Genomic DNA, 15588 nt, shown 5'->3' on the forward strand with positions numbered 1-15588 from the left:
CGTAGCAAGGGCCGCATCGCGGCCATCGTGACGGAAGGAGCCCTGTGGCGCTTGTGAACGAGCGGGTCCGCATTCTGGAGAACGAGTGCGTCGGCCTGAATCTGTATCTCATGACGCTTTCCTCGCCGGCCATCGCGGCCGCGATCGAACCCGGTCAGTTCGTGCATATGAAGATCCCCGGAATGGAGGGCCACGTGCTGCGCCGTCCGTTCTCGGTGTATGCGGCCGATGCGGCTGGCGGTACGCTCGATGTGCTGTATCAAACGGTGGGTTTCGGCACGAACCATCTTGCCGCGCTCGCACCTGATGTGGCCAACGAAATCGAATCCGCCGAGCTCATCGGGCCCGTCGGCCGCCGCTGGCAGGCGCCTGCCGGTACGCAGCGCGCACTGCTCGTGGGCGGCGGCGTGGGCGCGGCCCCGCTGTTCATGCTGTGCCAGGAGCTTGTCGGTTCGGGCGTGCACGTGGACGTGGTGCTCGGCGCGCAGACCGCCGATGCGCTCGTGTGCCTGAAGCGCTACGAGCAGCTCCTGTCGCGCGATGTTCGCGTGGCAACCGACGATGGCACGCTCGGTCGTGAAGGCTTCTGCACCTCTTTGGTCGAAGAGGCCCTTGCCGCCGGCGTCGACGGGAAGCCGTATCAGTACGTGGCGTGCTGCGGCCCCGAGCCCCTCATGAAGATCGTGGCGGGCCAGGCGGCCGGTGCCGGCGTGCCGTGCCAGATCTCCCTGGAAAAGCGCATGGCCTGCGGCGTGGGCGCGTGCCTGTCGTGCGTGGTCGACACGGTCGACGGCAAGAAGCGCTCATGCGTCGACGGCCCGGTTTTCGATGCTGAAAAGGTGGTGTGGTAGATGACTGCAATCCCCATGCTTCCCGCAACCGCGGCCCCCACGAACGTGAACATGGCCGTCAACCTCGGCGGGCTTTCCATGAAAAACCCCGTGACCACGGCATCCGGCACCTTCGCTGCCGGCCGCGAATACTCCGACTTCGTGGACGTCTCCGCCCTGGGCGCCGTCACCACCAAAGGCGTCTCGCTTAACGGGTGGGAGGGCAACGCCTCCCCGCGCATCGCAGAGGTTCCTTCGGGCATGCTCAACTCCATCGGCCTGCAAAACCCCGGCGTCGAGCACCTGAAGGCCTGCGAGCTGCCGTGGCTTGCCGAGGTCGGCGCAACCACCATCGTCAACGTCTCAGGCCATAGCTTCGACGAATATGTGCAGGTCATCGAAGCGCTAGAAGCTGCTCCCGTCGATGCGTACGAGGTCAACATCTCATGCCCGAACGTCGATGCCGGCGGCATGACCATTGGCACGCACGTGGAGTCCGTCGAGAAGGTGGTGGGCATGTGCCGCCAGGCCACTGCCCGTCCGCTCATCGTGAAGCTCACGCCCAACGTCACCGATATCTCCGAGATCGCCCGCGCCGCCGAATCCGCCGGCGCCGACGCCATCTCGCTCATCAACACGCTCATGGGCATGGCCATCGACGCCGATCGCCGCTGCACGCTCACGTCGCGTCCCTTCGCCGGCTTCTCCGGTCCCGCCATCAAGCCCGTGGCGCTGCGCTGCGTGTGGCAGTGCCACAACGCGGTGAAGGTGCCGCTTCTGGGCATGGGCGGCATCTCCAACGGCACCGATGCCGTGGAGTTCATGCTCGCCGGCGCCACCGCCGTGGCGGTGGGCACCGCGAACTTCGTCAACCCCCAGGCAACCATCGACGTCATCGACGGCATCGCCGAGTATTGCGAGCGTCATGGCGTCAAAGGCGTAAACGAACTGATTGGAGCGCTGCAATGCTAACCACGTTTTCCGATATCCCCGAGCGCGACCGCGTCATCGTCGCCCTGGACTGCGACATCGAGGAGGCCTTTGAGCTGGCCGACAAGCTGCAGGGCAAGGCCACGTGGATGAAGATCGGCATGACGCTGTTCTACGCCAACGGCCCCGCGGTGGTGTACGCCCTGAAAGAGCGCGGGTTCAAGGTGTTCTTGGACCTGAAGTTCCACGACATCCCGCATCAGGTCGAGGGCGCGGCGTATTCGGCGGCCGCTAGCGGCGCGGACATGATGACGATGCATACCATCGGCGGCGTCGCCATGATGAGCGCGGCGCAAAAGGGCGCCGAGCGCGCGGCTGCAGAGTACGGCTTCGACGTGCCCATCACCTTGGGTATCACCGTGCTCACCTCCATGAGCCAGGCCGCCCTCGCCGACACCGGCGTCACCCGTCCCATGTCCGAGCAGGTCAACGTGCTTGCCGAGCAGGCCAAGCGCTCCGGCATCTCCGGCGTCGTGGCATCCCCGCAGGAAGCCGCCATGCTCCGCGAGGTGCTCGGCCCCGAGGGCTATATCGTCACGCCGGGCGTGCGTCCCGCCGGCAGCGCCCTGGGCGATCAGTCCCGTGTCGCCACGCCCAAGCAGGCCTTCGAAAACGGCGCATCGCACATCGTCATCGGCCGCCCCATCACGCAGGCCGCCGACCCGGCTGCTGCCTTCGATGCCATCGTGGCCGAGCTGGACTAGTGGGAATTTCGCGCGTTCGTGGCATAGCTGGCATCGTTCGTGCATAATGTGTTGTCGCTGAAGAAGGGCGCTTTTGCGTTGGATTCGAAAGAATCCCAGGTGCAGGGCCATTTTTCCGCGAAAACTTTTTTGTGATTTGGGTAACTGGTTGTTGTCGATGTCGGTTGACGTGCTAGTATCACGACAACGCTTGATTTACACGAAGGAGATTACTGATGGCTATTCCCCAACTCAGCCCTGAAGATCGTCAGGCGGCCCTTGAAAAGGCCAAGGCCGCTCGCATCAAGCGCGCGCAGGTCCGCGATGATCTCAAGGCCGGCAAGCTCACGCTTGCCCAGGTGGTCGACATGAAAGACGACCCGGTCATCGGCCGCATGAAGGTCTCCACGCTCATCGAAACGCTTCCCGGCTACGGCAAGGCCAAGGCCGAGAAGGTCATGAAGGAGCTGCAGATCGCCGAAAGCCGCCGCCTGCGCGGTCTTGGCGAGCGTCAGCAGGTCGCGCTCCTCGAGCGTCTGGGCTAGGCAGTGCGTCGCGGCAATCTGTTCGTCATCTCCGGGCCATCAGGTGCTGGCAAAGGCACGCTGGTGGCCCGACTTGTGCAGGCGGTTCCCGATGCGTGGGTTTCGGTTTCGGCCACCACGCGCAGCCCCCGCGCAGGCGAGGTCGACGGCGTTCATTACCAGTTCAAAACCAAGGAGCAGTTCCAGCAGCTCATCGAGTCCGACGGCTTGCTCGAATGGGCGGTCTACGGGTCCAACCATTATGGTACGCCCAAGGCCAGCGTTCTGCAGCATATGGCCGCAGGCCAGCAGGTCATCCTTGAAATCGATGTGCAGGGGGCGTTCCAGATCAGGGAAAAGGTGCCCGAAGCCCACCTGATCTTCATCGAGCCGCCTTCCATGGAGGTGCTCGAACAGCGCCTTCGCGGACGCGATACTGAAACCGAGGAAGTCATCCAGCAGCGTCTTGCGGCTGCTAGGGTGGAGCTTTCCCGCAAAATGGAGTATGATATACAGCTTGTGAACGATAATCTTGACGAAGCTGTTTCGCAGCTCGTCTCATACGTGAACGAACAAGCCGAGAAAACGCGAGGTTAACTACCCTATGAGCATCATCGAACCCAGGATCACCGACCTTCTGGACGCAACCGATAACGACCGTTTCCTGCTGTGCGCCCTGGCATCCAAGCGCGCCCATGACATCAACGACATGATGCGTGGCCAACGCGATCGCGCCATCCAGCTGCAAACCGCCGTCGAGATCGCTAAAGCTGCAGATAAGAAGCCGCTTTCCATGGCCTTCTCCGAAATCGCCCGCGGCGACGTTTCCTACGATCCGGAAACCATCGACGCCGAGAACCACTAAACCTTTCTACGCCAAGCAGTTTTCGTTTGACGTGTGAACCCTCTGGCGTCCTGCGCCTGTCTACGCTGATTATTTGCCGCATTGTTCGTGCGATGCAAGCAGCGTAAAGGCTTGCAGGACGGCAGAGGGTTTGTTCCGTTTACCCGCTTACCGTATGTTTCGAAGGGTTGTTCATATGACCGAATTCCAGCGCATTTGCCTGGTCCACTATCACGAAATCGGGCTGAAGGGCCACAACCGCTCCACGTTCGAGATGCGCCTGCTCAAAAACCTTGAGGCGCTGCTCTCCGATTTCGATGTGGTGACTATTCATCGCATCTCCGGCCGCCTTTGCGTGTTTCTGCGCGAGGGCACTGATTGGGAGACCGAGAAACGTTGCGCCGACTTCATCCGCAAGGTGCCCGGTGTTGCCCGCGTATCCTCCGGTTACAAGTGCGAGCGCGATTTGGCGCAAATGGAGCAAGCAGCGCTGGCGGCCATGGCCGACGTCGATGATTTCACCAGCTTCAAGGTGCAGGCTCGTCGCAACCACACCGACTTCGAAGTCGGTTCCATGGATATGAACCGCATCATCGGCGCTGCGCTGTGCGAGGCGCACCCCGAAAAGCAGGTTCAGATGAAGAATCCCGACGTGGTGGTGGGCGTTGAAGTGGTGCAGAACGCTGCTTACGTGTACGCTCGCAGCGTGCGCGGCGTCGGCGGCCTTCCGGTTGGAAGCTCGGGCAAGGTTGCCTGTCTGTTATCCAGCGGCATCGACTCGCCGGTGGCAACGTGGCGCATGGCGCGTCGCGGCGCCGTGTGCATCGGCATGCACTTCTCCGGCCGCCCGCAAACCAGCGACACCAGCGAGTACCTGGTCGACGATATCGCGCATGTGCTCGAGAGGACCGGGTGCATAGGCCGCGTGTATGTCGTGCCGTTCGGCGATTACCAGCGCGAGATCTCGCTGACGGTGCCTCCTCAGCTGCGCGTCATCATGTATCGCCGCCTCATGTTCAAGGTTGCGCAGGAGATCGCCCGTCGGGAAGGGGCGAAGGCCCTCGTAACCGGCGAGTCGCTCGGCCAGGTGGCCTCGCAAACCTTGGATAACATCCGCTGCACCGATGCGGCGGTGGATATGCCGGTGTTCCGCCCCCTCATCGGCACCGATAAGCTGGAGATCATCGATATGGCGCAGCAGGTCGGCACCTTCGAGATCTCGTCTCAGGATGCCCCCGATTGCTGCACGCTGTTCATGCCGCGCAATCCCGAGACGCATGCGCAGCTCGAAGACGTGCTTGAGTCCGAATCGGCGCTTCCCGTCGATCAATGGGTGTCCGAGCTCGCCGACGCCGCGGAGCCGCACGACTACAAGTGCCCGGGCTACAAGAAGAAAAAGCCGCGCAAGGAATAGCGTTTCCTGCGGATATCGCGCTGGGTCGACACCCTATTCTCGGGTGCAACATGAGATTCAAACGAGAAGGCCGCGCTTTTGCACGGCCTTCTCGCGTGTTCGGCTATACGAAAACGGGGCCTGGTTGTGCTGTGTGGCTTTCGACTTCGCTGAAAGGCGCTTATCGAGTTGAGTTTATTTCCGAGTGTCGATCGGCCTATCAACTTTGCGTCTCTTTGGCTTTTTGGCTCAAGGAACGATTTCTCGGCGATGCTTGGAGACGCTCTCTAGCTCTCAACGACTTTTCTTGGTGCTTGGAAGGTCTGCGACCCGGGTTGCTGTTCCCTCATCTTGCAAGGTTTATGGGACTCGCATCGGTCTTGTCGACAAGGGTTCTGCAAGATGGCGGAGCTATGCTTTCCGAAATCAAGGAAAGGGGCTTTTATGGATTTCGTTCGGTACGCCGATTCGGTTCGCGCCAAGCTGCATATGGGCGGGGTGCGCCTTCCCGTTGTGATAGGCATTACAGCTGTTGCGATTTGCGTTTTGGTCGCAGGCGGTGTGGGCCTGGCTTCGGTGGTCGCGCCGGATTCCGGCTTCACCGTTGAGAAGGCCGATGCTTCGCATGGTGAATCGGGGCAGGTGGATCCTTCGCAAAGCGAGAGCACTTCTCTGTTCGTGCATGTTGGAGGGTCGGTGGTCGATCCTGGGTTATATGAGCTTGCCGGCGATGCGCGAGTGCAGCAGGCCGTCGATGCGGCAGGCGGTTTTGCCGAGGACGCTGCCGTCGATGCGCTCAACCTTGCCCGTCAGGTGCAGGATGGGGAGCAGATCATCGTTCCCAGCATGCAGCAAGCTAGCGGCTCTGAGGCGCCTGCCGCAGCGGATTCCGGTGCGTCTGCGGCGTCATCGGGTGGGGCTCTCGTAAACGGGAAGGTCGACATCAACGCGGCAACGGTCGATCAGCTGCAGCAGCTCAACGGGGTGGGTCCCGCATTGGCGCAGCGCATCGTTGCGGATAGGCAGGCCAATGGCCCGTTTAAAACCGTCGAGGACCTTAAACGGGTGTCCGGAATCGGAGACAAGAAGTACGCATCGTTGGCGGATTCGATTTGCGTCGGGTAGGCGCTGCCCAAAGCGAGTTGCTTCGGGATACGGTTGTTCCTGGGAACCGGACCGTTGAGGACGAGGCCTCGTTTCCCTTGCGCCCGGCGATTCCTCCTGTGCTGGCATTTGCGCTAGGCGTTTGGGCGGGGTCCGTTGTCGCGTTGCTGTCTGCGCGTTCGCTTTCGGTCGTCGTGTGTGCTGCGTTATGTGCGAGCGGGCTTGTCGCGTGCGTATGCTGTCTCTGCCTGCTTTGGCGCCGTCGAAGGCACCTTCTTGCGTTGGTGCTTGTAGTGGGCTTGTTGTGCGGCGGTGCTTTAGGCTTCGCGCAAGGGGCGCGACTTCATCAAGCTCAACAGGTGGCTCTCGGGTCGCAGGGCCTGTTGCGCATCACCGCGTTATCGGATGGTGTGCAAGGCGAATTCGGCGTTTCCTGTACAGCTCGAGTGCAGGCGGAGGGGTCTGACCGATCGTTCACGGCGAAAATCTCCTTTCCCTGCGACTACGCTCTGCCTATGTATGGCCAGCGGTTTACCGGCTACGGCACGATATCGGAATTTTCCGAAGATCGCGCACCGCGGGGTTGGCAACGCGGCATCGTCGCAAACGTCAAATTGAGAACCTGCGAGCGTGTTGAGCTTCGGGGTCCAGGTGCTGCGCTCCTATCGTTTCGGGAGCGCGCCGTGCGGGCGCTTACGGAGCCGTTACGTGGCGATATGGGCCTTGCAGCCGCTATCTCCTGCGGATGGAGGGCTGGTTTGCCAGAGTCGGTATACCGGCAATTCCAGGTCAGCGGGCTTGCGCATGTGGTTGCGGTCTCCGGTGCGCATCTCTCCATCGTAGCAGCGCTCATGGCCTCGATACTTGGCGCGTTGCGCGTTCCCAAGCCGATTTCGGTAGCTGCTCAAATCATGTTGCTCGCGGCATACCTGGCGCTTACCGCTATGCCGGCTTCCGCCATTCGAGCTACGCTTATGACATTAGCTGGAATGACGTCGTGGACGGCTCGACGCCGGGCCTCGTCGTTATCCGCGCTTGGATGCTGCATCGTCGTTATGATCGCCCTTGATGCCCAGGCGGCGTTGTCGTCCTCGTTCGCGCTGTCGGTTTTGGCCACGCTCGGGATCGTCGTGTTCGGCGGTTTGGCTAACTCGTGGTTGAAGGCTTGTTTGGGATGGTTGCCGGCTTTTGTACGTGAGGCGTTGGCGTTGACGTTCGCCTCATCGGTGCTCGCGACGCCGTTTTCTGCGGCCTTGTTCAGCCAGCTTCCTTTAGCGGCTCCGGTTGCCAACATCGCCATCGCGCCGCTGTTCGGCCCGGTCTGCGCAGCCGGCATCATAGGGGCGTTCGTATGTGCGATGCTTCCGTTGCCTGGCGTCGTCGCTTCCATTACGTGCGCAAGCGCGTCGTTGCTATTAAAGGTGGTCCAGGCATGCGCATCGATTCCCTACGCGAGCATCCCGATCGTTGCCCCGGCTTTCGTTGCGTTACTAGCAGGTTTCGTGTTGGCCTGCGCGCTATGGCTTTGGTGGCCAAAGCCGGATTCTCGTTCGGCGTATCGGTTGCTGTCGGTAACCGGTATCGCCTGCGCGATCATGTTCGCCCTGTTGAAAGCATCGAGTTCGTATGGAGGATGCGAGATCGTCGCGCTTGATGTCGGACAAGGCGATGCCATTCTTATCCGTAGCGGCAAGCATTCGGTGCTGGTGGACACGGGCAATCAAGACGCCTTGCTCCGTCAAGCGTTGGCGCGGCATCATATCACCCGTCTTGATGCCCTTGTCGTCACGCACCCCGACGATGATCACATGGGATCGTTGGCGTCGCTTGATGGCGTGGTGCAGGTTGATCGCGTTCTCCTTGCCCGTGATGGCCTTGCGTGCTCTTGTGTCTCGTGCGCCAAGCTTCGGCAGCATGCGAATATGCTGGTGGGGAAGGAACGGATCGAGGGTTTATCGCAAGGGGATAAGCTTCGGTTCGGTGCTTTTAAATTCACCTGCGTGTGGCCGGTTGCGTTTCAGGACGAAGGCGGCAATGGAGATAGTCTCTGCTTTACCGTGGATACCGATATCGATGGAGACGGCAACCGGGAGTGGCGAAGCTTGTTGGTGGGGGATGCCGAGCATGAGGAGGTTTCGCAGATGCTATCCGCCGGGTTGATCGACGGGGTCGACGTGTACAAGGTCGGCCATCACGGGTCGAAAAACGCGCTGACGCAAGAACAAGCAGCTGCATTGTCTCCAGAGATTTCCCTCTGTTCGGTGGGGGCAAGGAACCGCTATGGGCATCCTGCCGCATCGACGATGGAGTCCCTTGAACGTGCGGGAAGCGCGGTGATGCGCACCGATGAGCACGGGGATGTGGCATGCAGATTCGCTAAGGACCATATCAGCGTGGAAACGCTGCGGTAAAATGGGGCTATGACTGATTCGAAGAACAACCAATCCCTGCTTCCCGTGTACCTCATCACCGGTGAGGATGCCTTGAAGCGCGATGCCGTTATGAAGCGGCTTCGCACGCGTCTGTCAAGCATGGGCGATTTATCGTTCAACTCCGATGTGTTCGAAGGGGCTGAATTCACTGGCGACGATGTGGTCAACGCATGCAATACCATTCCGTTTGCATCCCCTGTCCGCTTGGTGGAGGTTCGCGAGGCCGATAAGCTGAAGAAGGCCGATTCGGAACCTATCGTCAGCTATTTGGATGCGCCTTGCGAGACCACCGTGCTCGCCCTCGTTGCCGAGAAGCTTGCGAAGAACACCCGCCTGTATAAAGCGGTTGCAAAGCACGGCAAAACCGCGGTGATCGACTGCGCCCCGCCGAAGGCCCGCGACCTGCCTAAACTGGTGCGCTCCATGGCGGTTGGCCACGGGGTCACGTTTTCGGAAGGTGCCGCCATCGCTCTTGTGAACCTGGTGGGTGAGGATACCGTTCATCTTGATGCCGAAATCAAGAAGGTTGCCCTTGCTCATTCCGGCACCGCGGCGGTCGGGGAGCAAGAGGTGCGATCGCTTGTCAGCCGTACTGCCGAGGTCAAGCCTTGGGAGTTCACAAACGCGTTCGCGGCACGCGACACGGCGAAGTGCCTGCTCGACCTGCAGCGCATGAAATCGGTATCGCCCCATGCGCTGCTCCCCATGTGCGTCACGCGCATCCGCGAGCTTATGTGCGCGCAAAGCCTTGCCGCCCGCGGGCAGGGGCGAGGGATAGCCGCCGCGCTCAAGCAGCCCGACTGGCGTGTGAAAAACCATGCGGCATGGGCGCGGAAGTACACTCCGCAGGAGTTGCGGCAAGCGCTTATCACCGCTCGCGATACCGAGCAAGCTATGAAAAGCGGCGCCGACCCTGATGCGGCATTCCGCGAGTGGGTGGTGAACGTCACCGCGAAGCGGGGGTAGCGGTGCGATTCGAGCCCGTTTTGCGACATCGGTTCGTGTTCAAGTGCTTGGTTGGTCGGGTGGGATGTGCGCGTCCGATTCGGCCCCAGCTCGCCCGATCATCGCGTTGGATGCGCGTTTGTGTAAAAGGCATCAACGTAGGTCGGCGCCTGTTTCATATAAAAAAGAACGGCTCCGGGAATCCGGAGCCGTTCTTGGTTCACTAGCAGATGAGATGCTATTCAGCAGCCTCTTCGCCCTCGGCGGCCTCAGCCTCAGCGGCAGCCTCGGCAGCGGCGGCCGCTGAGGCCTCCTTTGCCTTGCGCTCGGCGGCAGCGGCCTCGAGCTTCTGCTGCTCGGCAACACGCTTGGCCTTCTCCTCGGCGGCAGCCTTGTAAGCGGCAGCCTTCTCAGCCTTGCGAGCGGCCTTCTTGGAGCCGGTGGCCTCCTGCTTCTTGGCCTCGGGCTTCACGTAAGCAGCGCGCACCTCATCGGTGACGATGGTGTTGACGAGCGCCATCACGCCGGACTTGCGGTTTGCGGCCTGGTTCTTGTGGATAACGCCCTTGGAGACGGCCTTGTCGAGCAGACGGCAAGCGTACAGGCCCTTGGCGTAAGCAGCGGTTGCGTCGCCGGCGGCAACGGCCTCGCGTGCAGCGCGGATGGCGGTCTTCAGCTCGGACTTGATGGCGCGGTTGCGCTGGCGGGACTTCTCGTTGGTGATGTTGCGCTTCTTCTGGCTCTTGATGTTTGCCATTGTGAAACTCCTTCGCTCTAACGTGGTTTGCCGGTTTCGGCTTGCTTTGCGCCTTCGGCGCGGCTGCGAAGGAGTGGGTGAGATGCACAGGTGACGGATTGGCATATGGCTTCGAGCGCAAAGCGCGAAAGCATTCATATGCGGGAATGGACAGGATTTCCCATTCAGCTAGCCAATCGGCCACCCGGCACCACGGTGATCCTTCATGCAGCCTTGTCTGCGGATGCCCTGCGAATATTGCAGGAGCGCGCATATGCCGGATACGCAATGAGCTAGAATAGCCGATATCGCACGGTTTTGCACCTGTTTATTTGCAGTTGTGCAGAACAATGCACAACTTTATCCGGGATTTCCTCTTGAAGGGGGGTTCAACATGGGTGTTCGAAGGGTCGCCGTTTCGGCAGGTATGGCCTTTGCGCTCGCAGCGGCGTTTGGGCTTGCAGGCTGCGGCTCGGGTCAGCATGAGGTCATCGACCAGGGGCAGGACTGCTCCAGCTGCCATTCGGGCGGCAAGCAGGTCTTCGATGACGCCGCTCCCGCGTCTGCCGTTCAGTCAAACGGAACCGTTTCGGTGAAAACCTCCGCCGAGCAGGTTTTGGTCTGCAAGCCCATCTTCGTCTCAGAAGACGGCTCCAAGTTCGTTCCCGAGCAGGTTTCTTCGGTGAAAGCGGAAGACGGCTCGGCTCAGGTGCAGCTCTCCGAAGGCACCTGGGCGCTTTGCGCGCAGGTGCAGGGCTCCGTGAAGGCCCAGCTGGTCACGGTGTCATCGGAGAGCACCGGGACCGCTGACGTGGAATTGTAGTGCTATGGCGGTAAGGACGGCCACCAGCTGGTAAAATCCGTTCTTATGCAATCATCGCGGTGCACGTCGAAACCGCATCGTGCGCAGCGCAGGGAAACCTGTTGCCCGGCCTTGCCGTGCAACCGTCGCATCCATACGGCATCAGAAAGCAAGAGGGGGACATGACCGACCCATCCCATATCCGAAATTTCAGCATCATCGCCCATATCGACCATGGCAAGTCCACGCTCTCCGACCGCGTCTTGGAGATGACCGGCACCGTGGCGCATCGCGATATGCAGGCCCAGCTGCTTGACAGCATGGACATCGAGCGCGAACGCGGCATCACCATCAAAAGCCAGGCCGTTCGCGTCAACTATACCGCCGATGATGGCGAGACGTACCAGTTCAACCTCATCGACACCCCTGGTCATGTCGATTTCACTTACGAGGTCAGCCGCAGTCTGGCTGCATGCGAAGGCGCCGTGCTCGTGGTCGATGCCACCCAGGGCGTCGAGGCGCAAACGGTGGCTAACGCCATGATGGCCATGAACGCCAACCTTGAGATCATCCCGCTCATCAATAAGATCGACCTTCCCAGTGCCGAGCCCGAGCGCGTCAAGGCCGAGATCGAGGATGGCCTTGCGATCCCGGCTGACGACGCCGTGCTGGCAAGCGGCAAAACCGGCGTGGGCGTCCACGACCTGCTCGAGGCCGTGGTGTACAACATCCCCGCGCCGCAGGGCGACGCCGATGCGCCCCTGCGCGCGCTCATCTTCGACAGCTACTTCGATCCGTACCGCGGCGTTGTGGCTCTGGTGCGCGTGGTGGACGGCGCCATGCGCAAGGGCCAGAAACTCAAGCTCATGGCCAGCGGCAAGATTATCCTGGCCGAAGAGGTGGGAGCGCGTCATCCTGCCGAGGAGCCGCTGCCGCAGCTCGGCGTGGGCGAGGTCGGTTACCTGGTCACCGGCCTGAAGGACCTTTCCCAGGTTAAGGTGGGCGATACGCTCACGTTGGCCGAGGGCGGCGTCGACGAGCCCCTGCCGGGTTATCGTGAGGCCAAGCCCATGGTCTACACGGGCCTGTTCCCCATCGATTCCGATCAGTACGAGCCGCTCAAAGAGGCGCTCGAGAAGCTGTCGCTCAACGACCCTGCGCTCATCTGGGAACCCGAGAAGTCCCATGCGCTTGGCTTCGGCTTCCGTGTGGGCTTTTTGGGCCTGCTGCATATGGAAGTGGTCAAGGAGCGCCTGGAACGCGAGTTCAACCTGGACCTGCTCGCCACCGCGCCTTCGGTGGAGTATCACGTGTTTCGTCAAGGCGGCGAGATGATCAGCCTGCATTCCCCGCAGGAGATGCCCGACCCCGGCGAGATCGAGCGCATCGAGGAGCCTTACTTGAAGGCGAAGATCCTCATCCCGCCCGATTACGTCGGCGCGGTCATGGACCTGACCGTGGCGCGTCGCGGCACGTTCGTCACCATGAACTACCTGTCGCAGCACACGGTGGAAATGCTGTGGGAGATTCCGCTCTCGGAGCTGATCATGGACTACTTCGACAAGCTCAAGTCCAACACAAAAGGCTACGCCAGCCTTGACTACGACTTCGACGGATACAAGCCATCGAACCTGGTCAAGCTTGATATCCTGCTTTCCGGTAAGCCTATCGACGCGCTCAGCTTCATCGTGCATCGCGATAAAGCTTACGATCGCGGCCGCGTGCTTACCGAAAAGCTCAAGGAGATCATACCTCGCCAGATGTTCGAGGTTCCTATCCAGGCCGCCATCGGTGGACGCGTGCTTGCGCGCGAGACGGTGAAGGCCAAGCGCAAGGACGTGCTAGCGAAGTGCTACGGCGGCGACATCAGCCGCAAGCGCAAGCTGCTCGAGAAGCAGAAGCAGGGCAAGAAGCGCATGAAGGCCATCGGCAACGTCGAGGTGCCGCAGGAAGCGTTCATGGCTATTTTGAAGGTCGACGATTAGGGGCTGTTGCGAAATATGGGCGCAAAGCGCGACGATTACAACTGGTTGGACGATGCGTTCGACGATAAGAAGGCTCGCGAAGAGCTCGAGCGGGCTCAGCGCGGCGGTACGAAGGCCGCAGGTCTTGGCTGCATCGTGGTGGTCATAGCCCTTATCGTATTGCTCGGGTTCACGCTGGTCTCCGGTGTGAACATCCTGTCTGCGATGTAGGGCGGGCGCATGTACGATTTCTTTAATCGCCATCGCCTGCTGCTTGCGCCCATGGCGGGCGTTTCGGACATGGCGTTTCGCACGCTGTGCCGCGAGCAAGGCGCCGATTTGACGTATACCGAAATGGTTTCCGCCAAGGGCCTTTCCTATGCCAACGAGAAAACGCGTCATCTACTCGACCTGGCGCAAGGCGAGGATATGGTCGCTGTGCAGCTTTTCGGCCACGAGCCCGACACCATGGCGTCCCAAGCAGCTTGGATCGAGCAGGTCATGGGCGAAAATCTCGCCTATATCGATATCAACATGGGATGCCCTGCGCGCAAGATCGTCACGAAAGGCGACGGCAGCGCGCTTATGCGCGATCCGGACCTGGCCGCCTCCATCGTGTCTGCGGTAAGCCGGGCGGTGGAACATCCCGTTACCGTTAAGTTCCGCCGTGGATGGGCCATGGGGTGCGAAACCGCCCCTGAATTCGCGGTTCGTATGCAGGATGCCGGGGCCGCTGCGGTCGCGGTGCACGGCCGTTACGCCGAGCAGCTGTATCGCGGGTGCGCCGATTGGGGCGTCGTTGCGCGCGTTAAGCAGGCGGTGGATGTGCCCGTGGTCGGCAACGGCGACGTCAAATGCGGCGCAGATGCCGTGGCCATTACCCGGGAGACCGGATGCGATGCCGTTATGATCGCACGTGCCGCTGAAGGCAACCCGTGGATATTCTCCCAGGCCGCTGCAGCGCTTGCAGGCTCGCCGGAGCCTTGCGCGCCCACCGTGCAACAGCGAATCGCCATGGCTCGACGCCATGCACGGCTGCTCGCGCAGCGCGAAGGGCGCAACATCGTGCGCATGCGCAAGCACGCCATGTGGTATATGACGGGCCTTCCCGGTGCCGCTGCGGCGCGCGGGAAGATCAACGCCTGCGTGGGTGTGGACGATTTCGACGCCGTGTTTGACGAGCTGCTCGAGATAGCGGGAAGCCATGCATGATCCTTATCGCGCGCTGTACCTGCATCTGCCGTTCTGCGTGAAGCGTTGCAGCTATTGCGACTTCGCCACTGCCGCCGTGCCCGCCGAAAGCCCGCAAATCGACGAATACGTGGAAGACCTGTGCCTGCAGATTCGCCGCAAGTCTAAGGAAGGCGAGCTTGGAAGCATTTCGACGGTGTATCTTGGCGGCGGCACTCCTTCCCATGTGGGCATGCCGCGGCTGTCCATGTTGCTTTACACCCTGGGGCTTTCCATACGTCTGGAACCCGATGTGGAATGCACTATGGAGGCGAACCCCGAAAGCCTGACCTCTTCCATGGTCCGTGACATATGGGCGCTTGGCGTGAACAGGCTCTCCATCGGCGTGCAAAGCTTCGATGACCATGTGCTCGGCATCTTGGGGCGCGCCCATGATGCGCAAGGGGCGAAGCGGGCCATCGCATGTGCGCGGGAACGGTTCGAAAACGTCAGCGTCGACCTTATGTGCGGCATTCCCGGGCAAAGCATCGAGTCGTTCGAGGACAGCGTTAAAACCGCCATCGATTGCGGGGTTCCCCACGTCAGCGTGTATCCGCTTACCATCGAGCCGCATACACCCTTCGACGCTATGGTTTTGTCCGGCCAGCTTGCAGAGCCCGATGACGATGTCGAAGCCGAGCATATGCAGGCGGCGGAGCACATCCTCTCCCAGGCTGGATATGAGCGCTACGAAGTGGCAAGCTATGCGAAACCCGGGTTCGAGTGCCGTCACAACATCGCGTACTGGACCGGCGTTTCCTACCTTGGCCTGGGGCGTAGCGCGGCTAGCATGACGCAGAACGCCGAGCGGCGCATGCGCGTCCAAGATGGTCAGGTCACCGATGACCTCGACGCTGGGGAAATGGTTGCCGAGGATATGATGCTGGGCATGCGCATGTCGCGCGGTATTTCCGATGACCTGGTGCAGCGGGCCGCGCAGCTGCTGCCGAAAACCCGGGAGACGCTCGACGCGCTCGCCGAGCAAGGGCTGTGCGAGCACGTCGACGGACGCTGGCGCCCCACTGAACGTGGTTGGCTGTGCGGCAATCAGCTGTACGGCGCCTTGTTCGATTTAGCATAAGGAGTGTCCGTTTCTTACGATTCGGTGCAA

At 61.2% G+C, this 15588-nt stretch carries 15 protein-coding genes and 1 pseudogene; 15 read left to right on the plus strand and 1 reads right to left on the minus strand.

Translation table 11 applies throughout. The features are described from left to right. Positions 1–44: 44 nt before the first annotated feature. The 10 genes from RDW26_RS04445 (at position 45) to holA (ending at position 9766) form a co-directional block, all read left to right on the plus strand. A complete protein-coding gene (locus RDW26_RS04445; RefSeq protein WP_307982682.1) occupies positions 45–851 on the plus strand; it encodes a dihydroorotate dehydrogenase electron transfer subunit in 807 nt (268 codons plus the stop codon). Beyond that, positions 852–1802, plus strand: a complete 951-nt coding sequence (locus tag RDW26_RS04450) for a dihydroorotate dehydrogenase (protein ID WP_307982683.1) — start codon at positions 852–854, stop codon at positions 1800–1802. It abuts the gene before it with no gap. Beyond that, a complete protein-coding gene (gene pyrF, locus RDW26_RS04455; RefSeq protein ID WP_296129059.1) occupies positions 1796–2524 on the plus strand; it encodes an orotidine-5'-phosphate decarboxylase in 729 nt (242 codons plus the stop codon). The genes RDW26_RS04450 and pyrF overlap by 7 nt, the downstream gene beginning before the upstream one ends. Positions 2525–2739: 215 nt before the next feature. Continuing rightward, positions 2740–3048, plus strand: coding sequence for an integration host factor, actinobacterial type (gene mihF, locus RDW26_RS04460; protein ID WP_042434102.1), 309 nt, complete (start codon positions 2740–2742; stop codon positions 3046–3048). Between the two features lie 3 nt (positions 3049–3051). Then, a complete protein-coding gene (gene gmk / locus RDW26_RS04465) occupies positions 3052–3624 on the plus strand; it encodes a guanylate kinase (RefSeq protein ID WP_307982684.1) in 573 nt (190 codons plus the stop codon). A 7-nt stretch (positions 3625–3631) separates the two neighbouring features. Continuing rightward, positions 3632–3892: a DNA-directed RNA polymerase subunit omega gene (locus RDW26_RS04470; protein WP_042434108.1), complete on the plus strand. Its 261-nt coding sequence runs from the start codon at positions 3632–3634 to the stop codon at positions 3890–3892. 175 nt (positions 3893–4067) lie between these two features. Further along, positions 4068–5285: a tRNA uracil 4-sulfurtransferase ThiI gene (gene thiI / locus RDW26_RS04475; protein ID WP_307982685.1), complete on the plus strand. Its 1218-nt coding sequence runs from the start codon at positions 4068–4070 to the stop codon at positions 5283–5285. Positions 5286–5708: 423 nt separating this feature from the next. Further along, complete coding sequence (locus RDW26_RS04480; protein ID WP_307982686.1) at positions 5709–6389, plus strand: ComEA family DNA-binding protein; 681 nt, start codon at positions 5709–5711, stop codon at positions 6387–6389. A 263-nt stretch (positions 6390–6652) separates the two neighbouring features. Continuing rightward, on the plus strand, positions 6653–8779 hold the full coding sequence (locus RDW26_RS04485; RefSeq protein ID WP_307982709.1) for a DNA internalization-related competence protein ComEC/Rec2: 2127 nt from the start codon (positions 6653–6655) through the stop codon (positions 8777–8779). Between the two features lie 9 nt (positions 8780–8788). Further along, on the plus strand, positions 8789–9766 hold the full coding sequence (gene holA / locus RDW26_RS04490) for a DNA polymerase III subunit delta (RefSeq protein WP_303868468.1): 978 nt from the start codon (positions 8789–8791) through the stop codon (positions 9764–9766). A 478-nt stretch (positions 9767–10244) separates the two neighbouring features. Here holA and rpsT read toward each other — a convergent pair. Continuing rightward, a pseudogene (rpsT, locus tag RDW26_RS04495) lies at positions 10245–10502 on the minus strand (30S ribosomal protein S20); the annotation flags it as partial. 373 nt (positions 10503–10875) lie between these two features. On the opposite strand from rpsT, the gene RDW26_RS04500 reads away from it, so the two are divergent. From RDW26_RS04500 to hemW, 5 genes are all read left to right on the plus strand, one after another. Beyond that, positions 10876–11304, plus strand: coding sequence for a hypothetical protein (locus RDW26_RS04500; protein WP_307982687.1), 429 nt, complete (start codon positions 10876–10878; stop codon positions 11302–11304). 161 nt (positions 11305–11465) lie between these two features. Beyond that, the gene (lepA, locus tag RDW26_RS04505; RefSeq protein ID WP_294380301.1) at positions 11466–13268 is read left to right on the plus strand and encodes a translation elongation factor 4; all 1803 of its coding nucleotides are present in this window, start codon (positions 11466–11468) and stop codon (positions 13266–13268) included. A 15-nt stretch (positions 13269–13283) separates the two neighbouring features. Continuing rightward, entirely contained in the window at positions 13284–13478 is a 195-nt protein-coding gene (locus RDW26_RS04510; protein WP_307982688.1) for a hypothetical protein, read from the plus strand. Between the two features lie 9 nt (positions 13479–13487). Further along, the gene (dusB, locus tag RDW26_RS04515; protein ID WP_307982689.1) at positions 13488–14459 is read left to right on the plus strand and encodes a tRNA dihydrouridine synthase DusB; all 972 of its coding nucleotides are present in this window, start codon (positions 13488–13490) and stop codon (positions 14457–14459) included. Next, on the plus strand, positions 14452–15558 hold the full coding sequence (gene hemW, locus RDW26_RS04520) for a radical SAM family heme chaperone HemW (protein WP_307982690.1): 1107 nt from the start codon (positions 14452–14454) through the stop codon (positions 15556–15558). The genes dusB and hemW overlap by 8 nt, the downstream gene beginning before the upstream one ends. Positions 15559–15588 lie beyond the last annotated feature (30 nt).

The organism is uncultured Senegalimassilia sp., from assembly GCF_902464545.1.
In the GTDB taxonomy this organism is placed as follows: Bacteria; Actinomycetota; Coriobacteriia; order Coriobacteriales; family Eggerthellaceae; genus Senegalimassilia.

Excerpts from the sequence above, each read along its gene's own strand:
- RDW26_RS04450 (WP_307982683.1), top strand. The coding sequence starts at position 852 with ATGACTGCAATCCCCATGCTTCCCGCAACCGCGGCCCCCACGAACGTG.
- pyrF (WP_296129059.1), top strand. The coding sequence starts at position 1,796 with ATGCTAACCACGTTTTCCGATATCCCCGAGCGCGACCGCGTCATCGTC.
- mihF (WP_042434102.1), top strand. The coding sequence starts at position 2,740 with ATGGCTATTCCCCAACTCAGCCCTGAAGATCGTCAGGCGGCCCTTGAA.
- RDW26_RS04470 (WP_042434108.1), top strand. The coding sequence starts at position 3,632 with ATGAGCATCATCGAACCCAGGATCACCGACCTTCTGGACGCAACCGAT.
- thiI (WP_307982685.1), top strand. The coding sequence starts at position 4,068 with ATGACCGAATTCCAGCGCATTTGCCTGGTCCACTATCACGAAATCGGG.
- RDW26_RS04480 (WP_307982686.1), top strand. The coding sequence starts at position 5,709 with ATGGATTTCGTTCGGTACGCCGATTCGGTTCGCGCCAAGCTGCATATG.
- holA (WP_303868468.1), top strand. The coding sequence starts at position 8,789 with ATGACTGATTCGAAGAACAACCAATCCCTGCTTCCCGTGTACCTCATC.
- RDW26_RS04500 (WP_307982687.1), top strand. The coding sequence starts at position 10,876 with ATGGGTGTTCGAAGGGTCGCCGTTTCGGCAGGTATGGCCTTTGCGCTC.
- lepA (WP_294380301.1), top strand. The coding sequence starts at position 11,466 with ATGACCGACCCATCCCATATCCGAAATTTCAGCATCATCGCCCATATC.
- RDW26_RS04510 (WP_307982688.1), top strand. The coding sequence starts at position 13,284 with ATGGGCGCAAAGCGCGACGATTACAACTGGTTGGACGATGCGTTCGAC.
- dusB (WP_307982689.1), top strand. The coding sequence starts at position 13,488 with ATGTACGATTTCTTTAATCGCCATCGCCTGCTGCTTGCGCCCATGGCG.
- hemW (WP_307982690.1), top strand. The coding sequence starts at position 14,452 with ATGCATGATCCTTATCGCGCGCTGTACCTGCATCTGCCGTTCTGCGTG.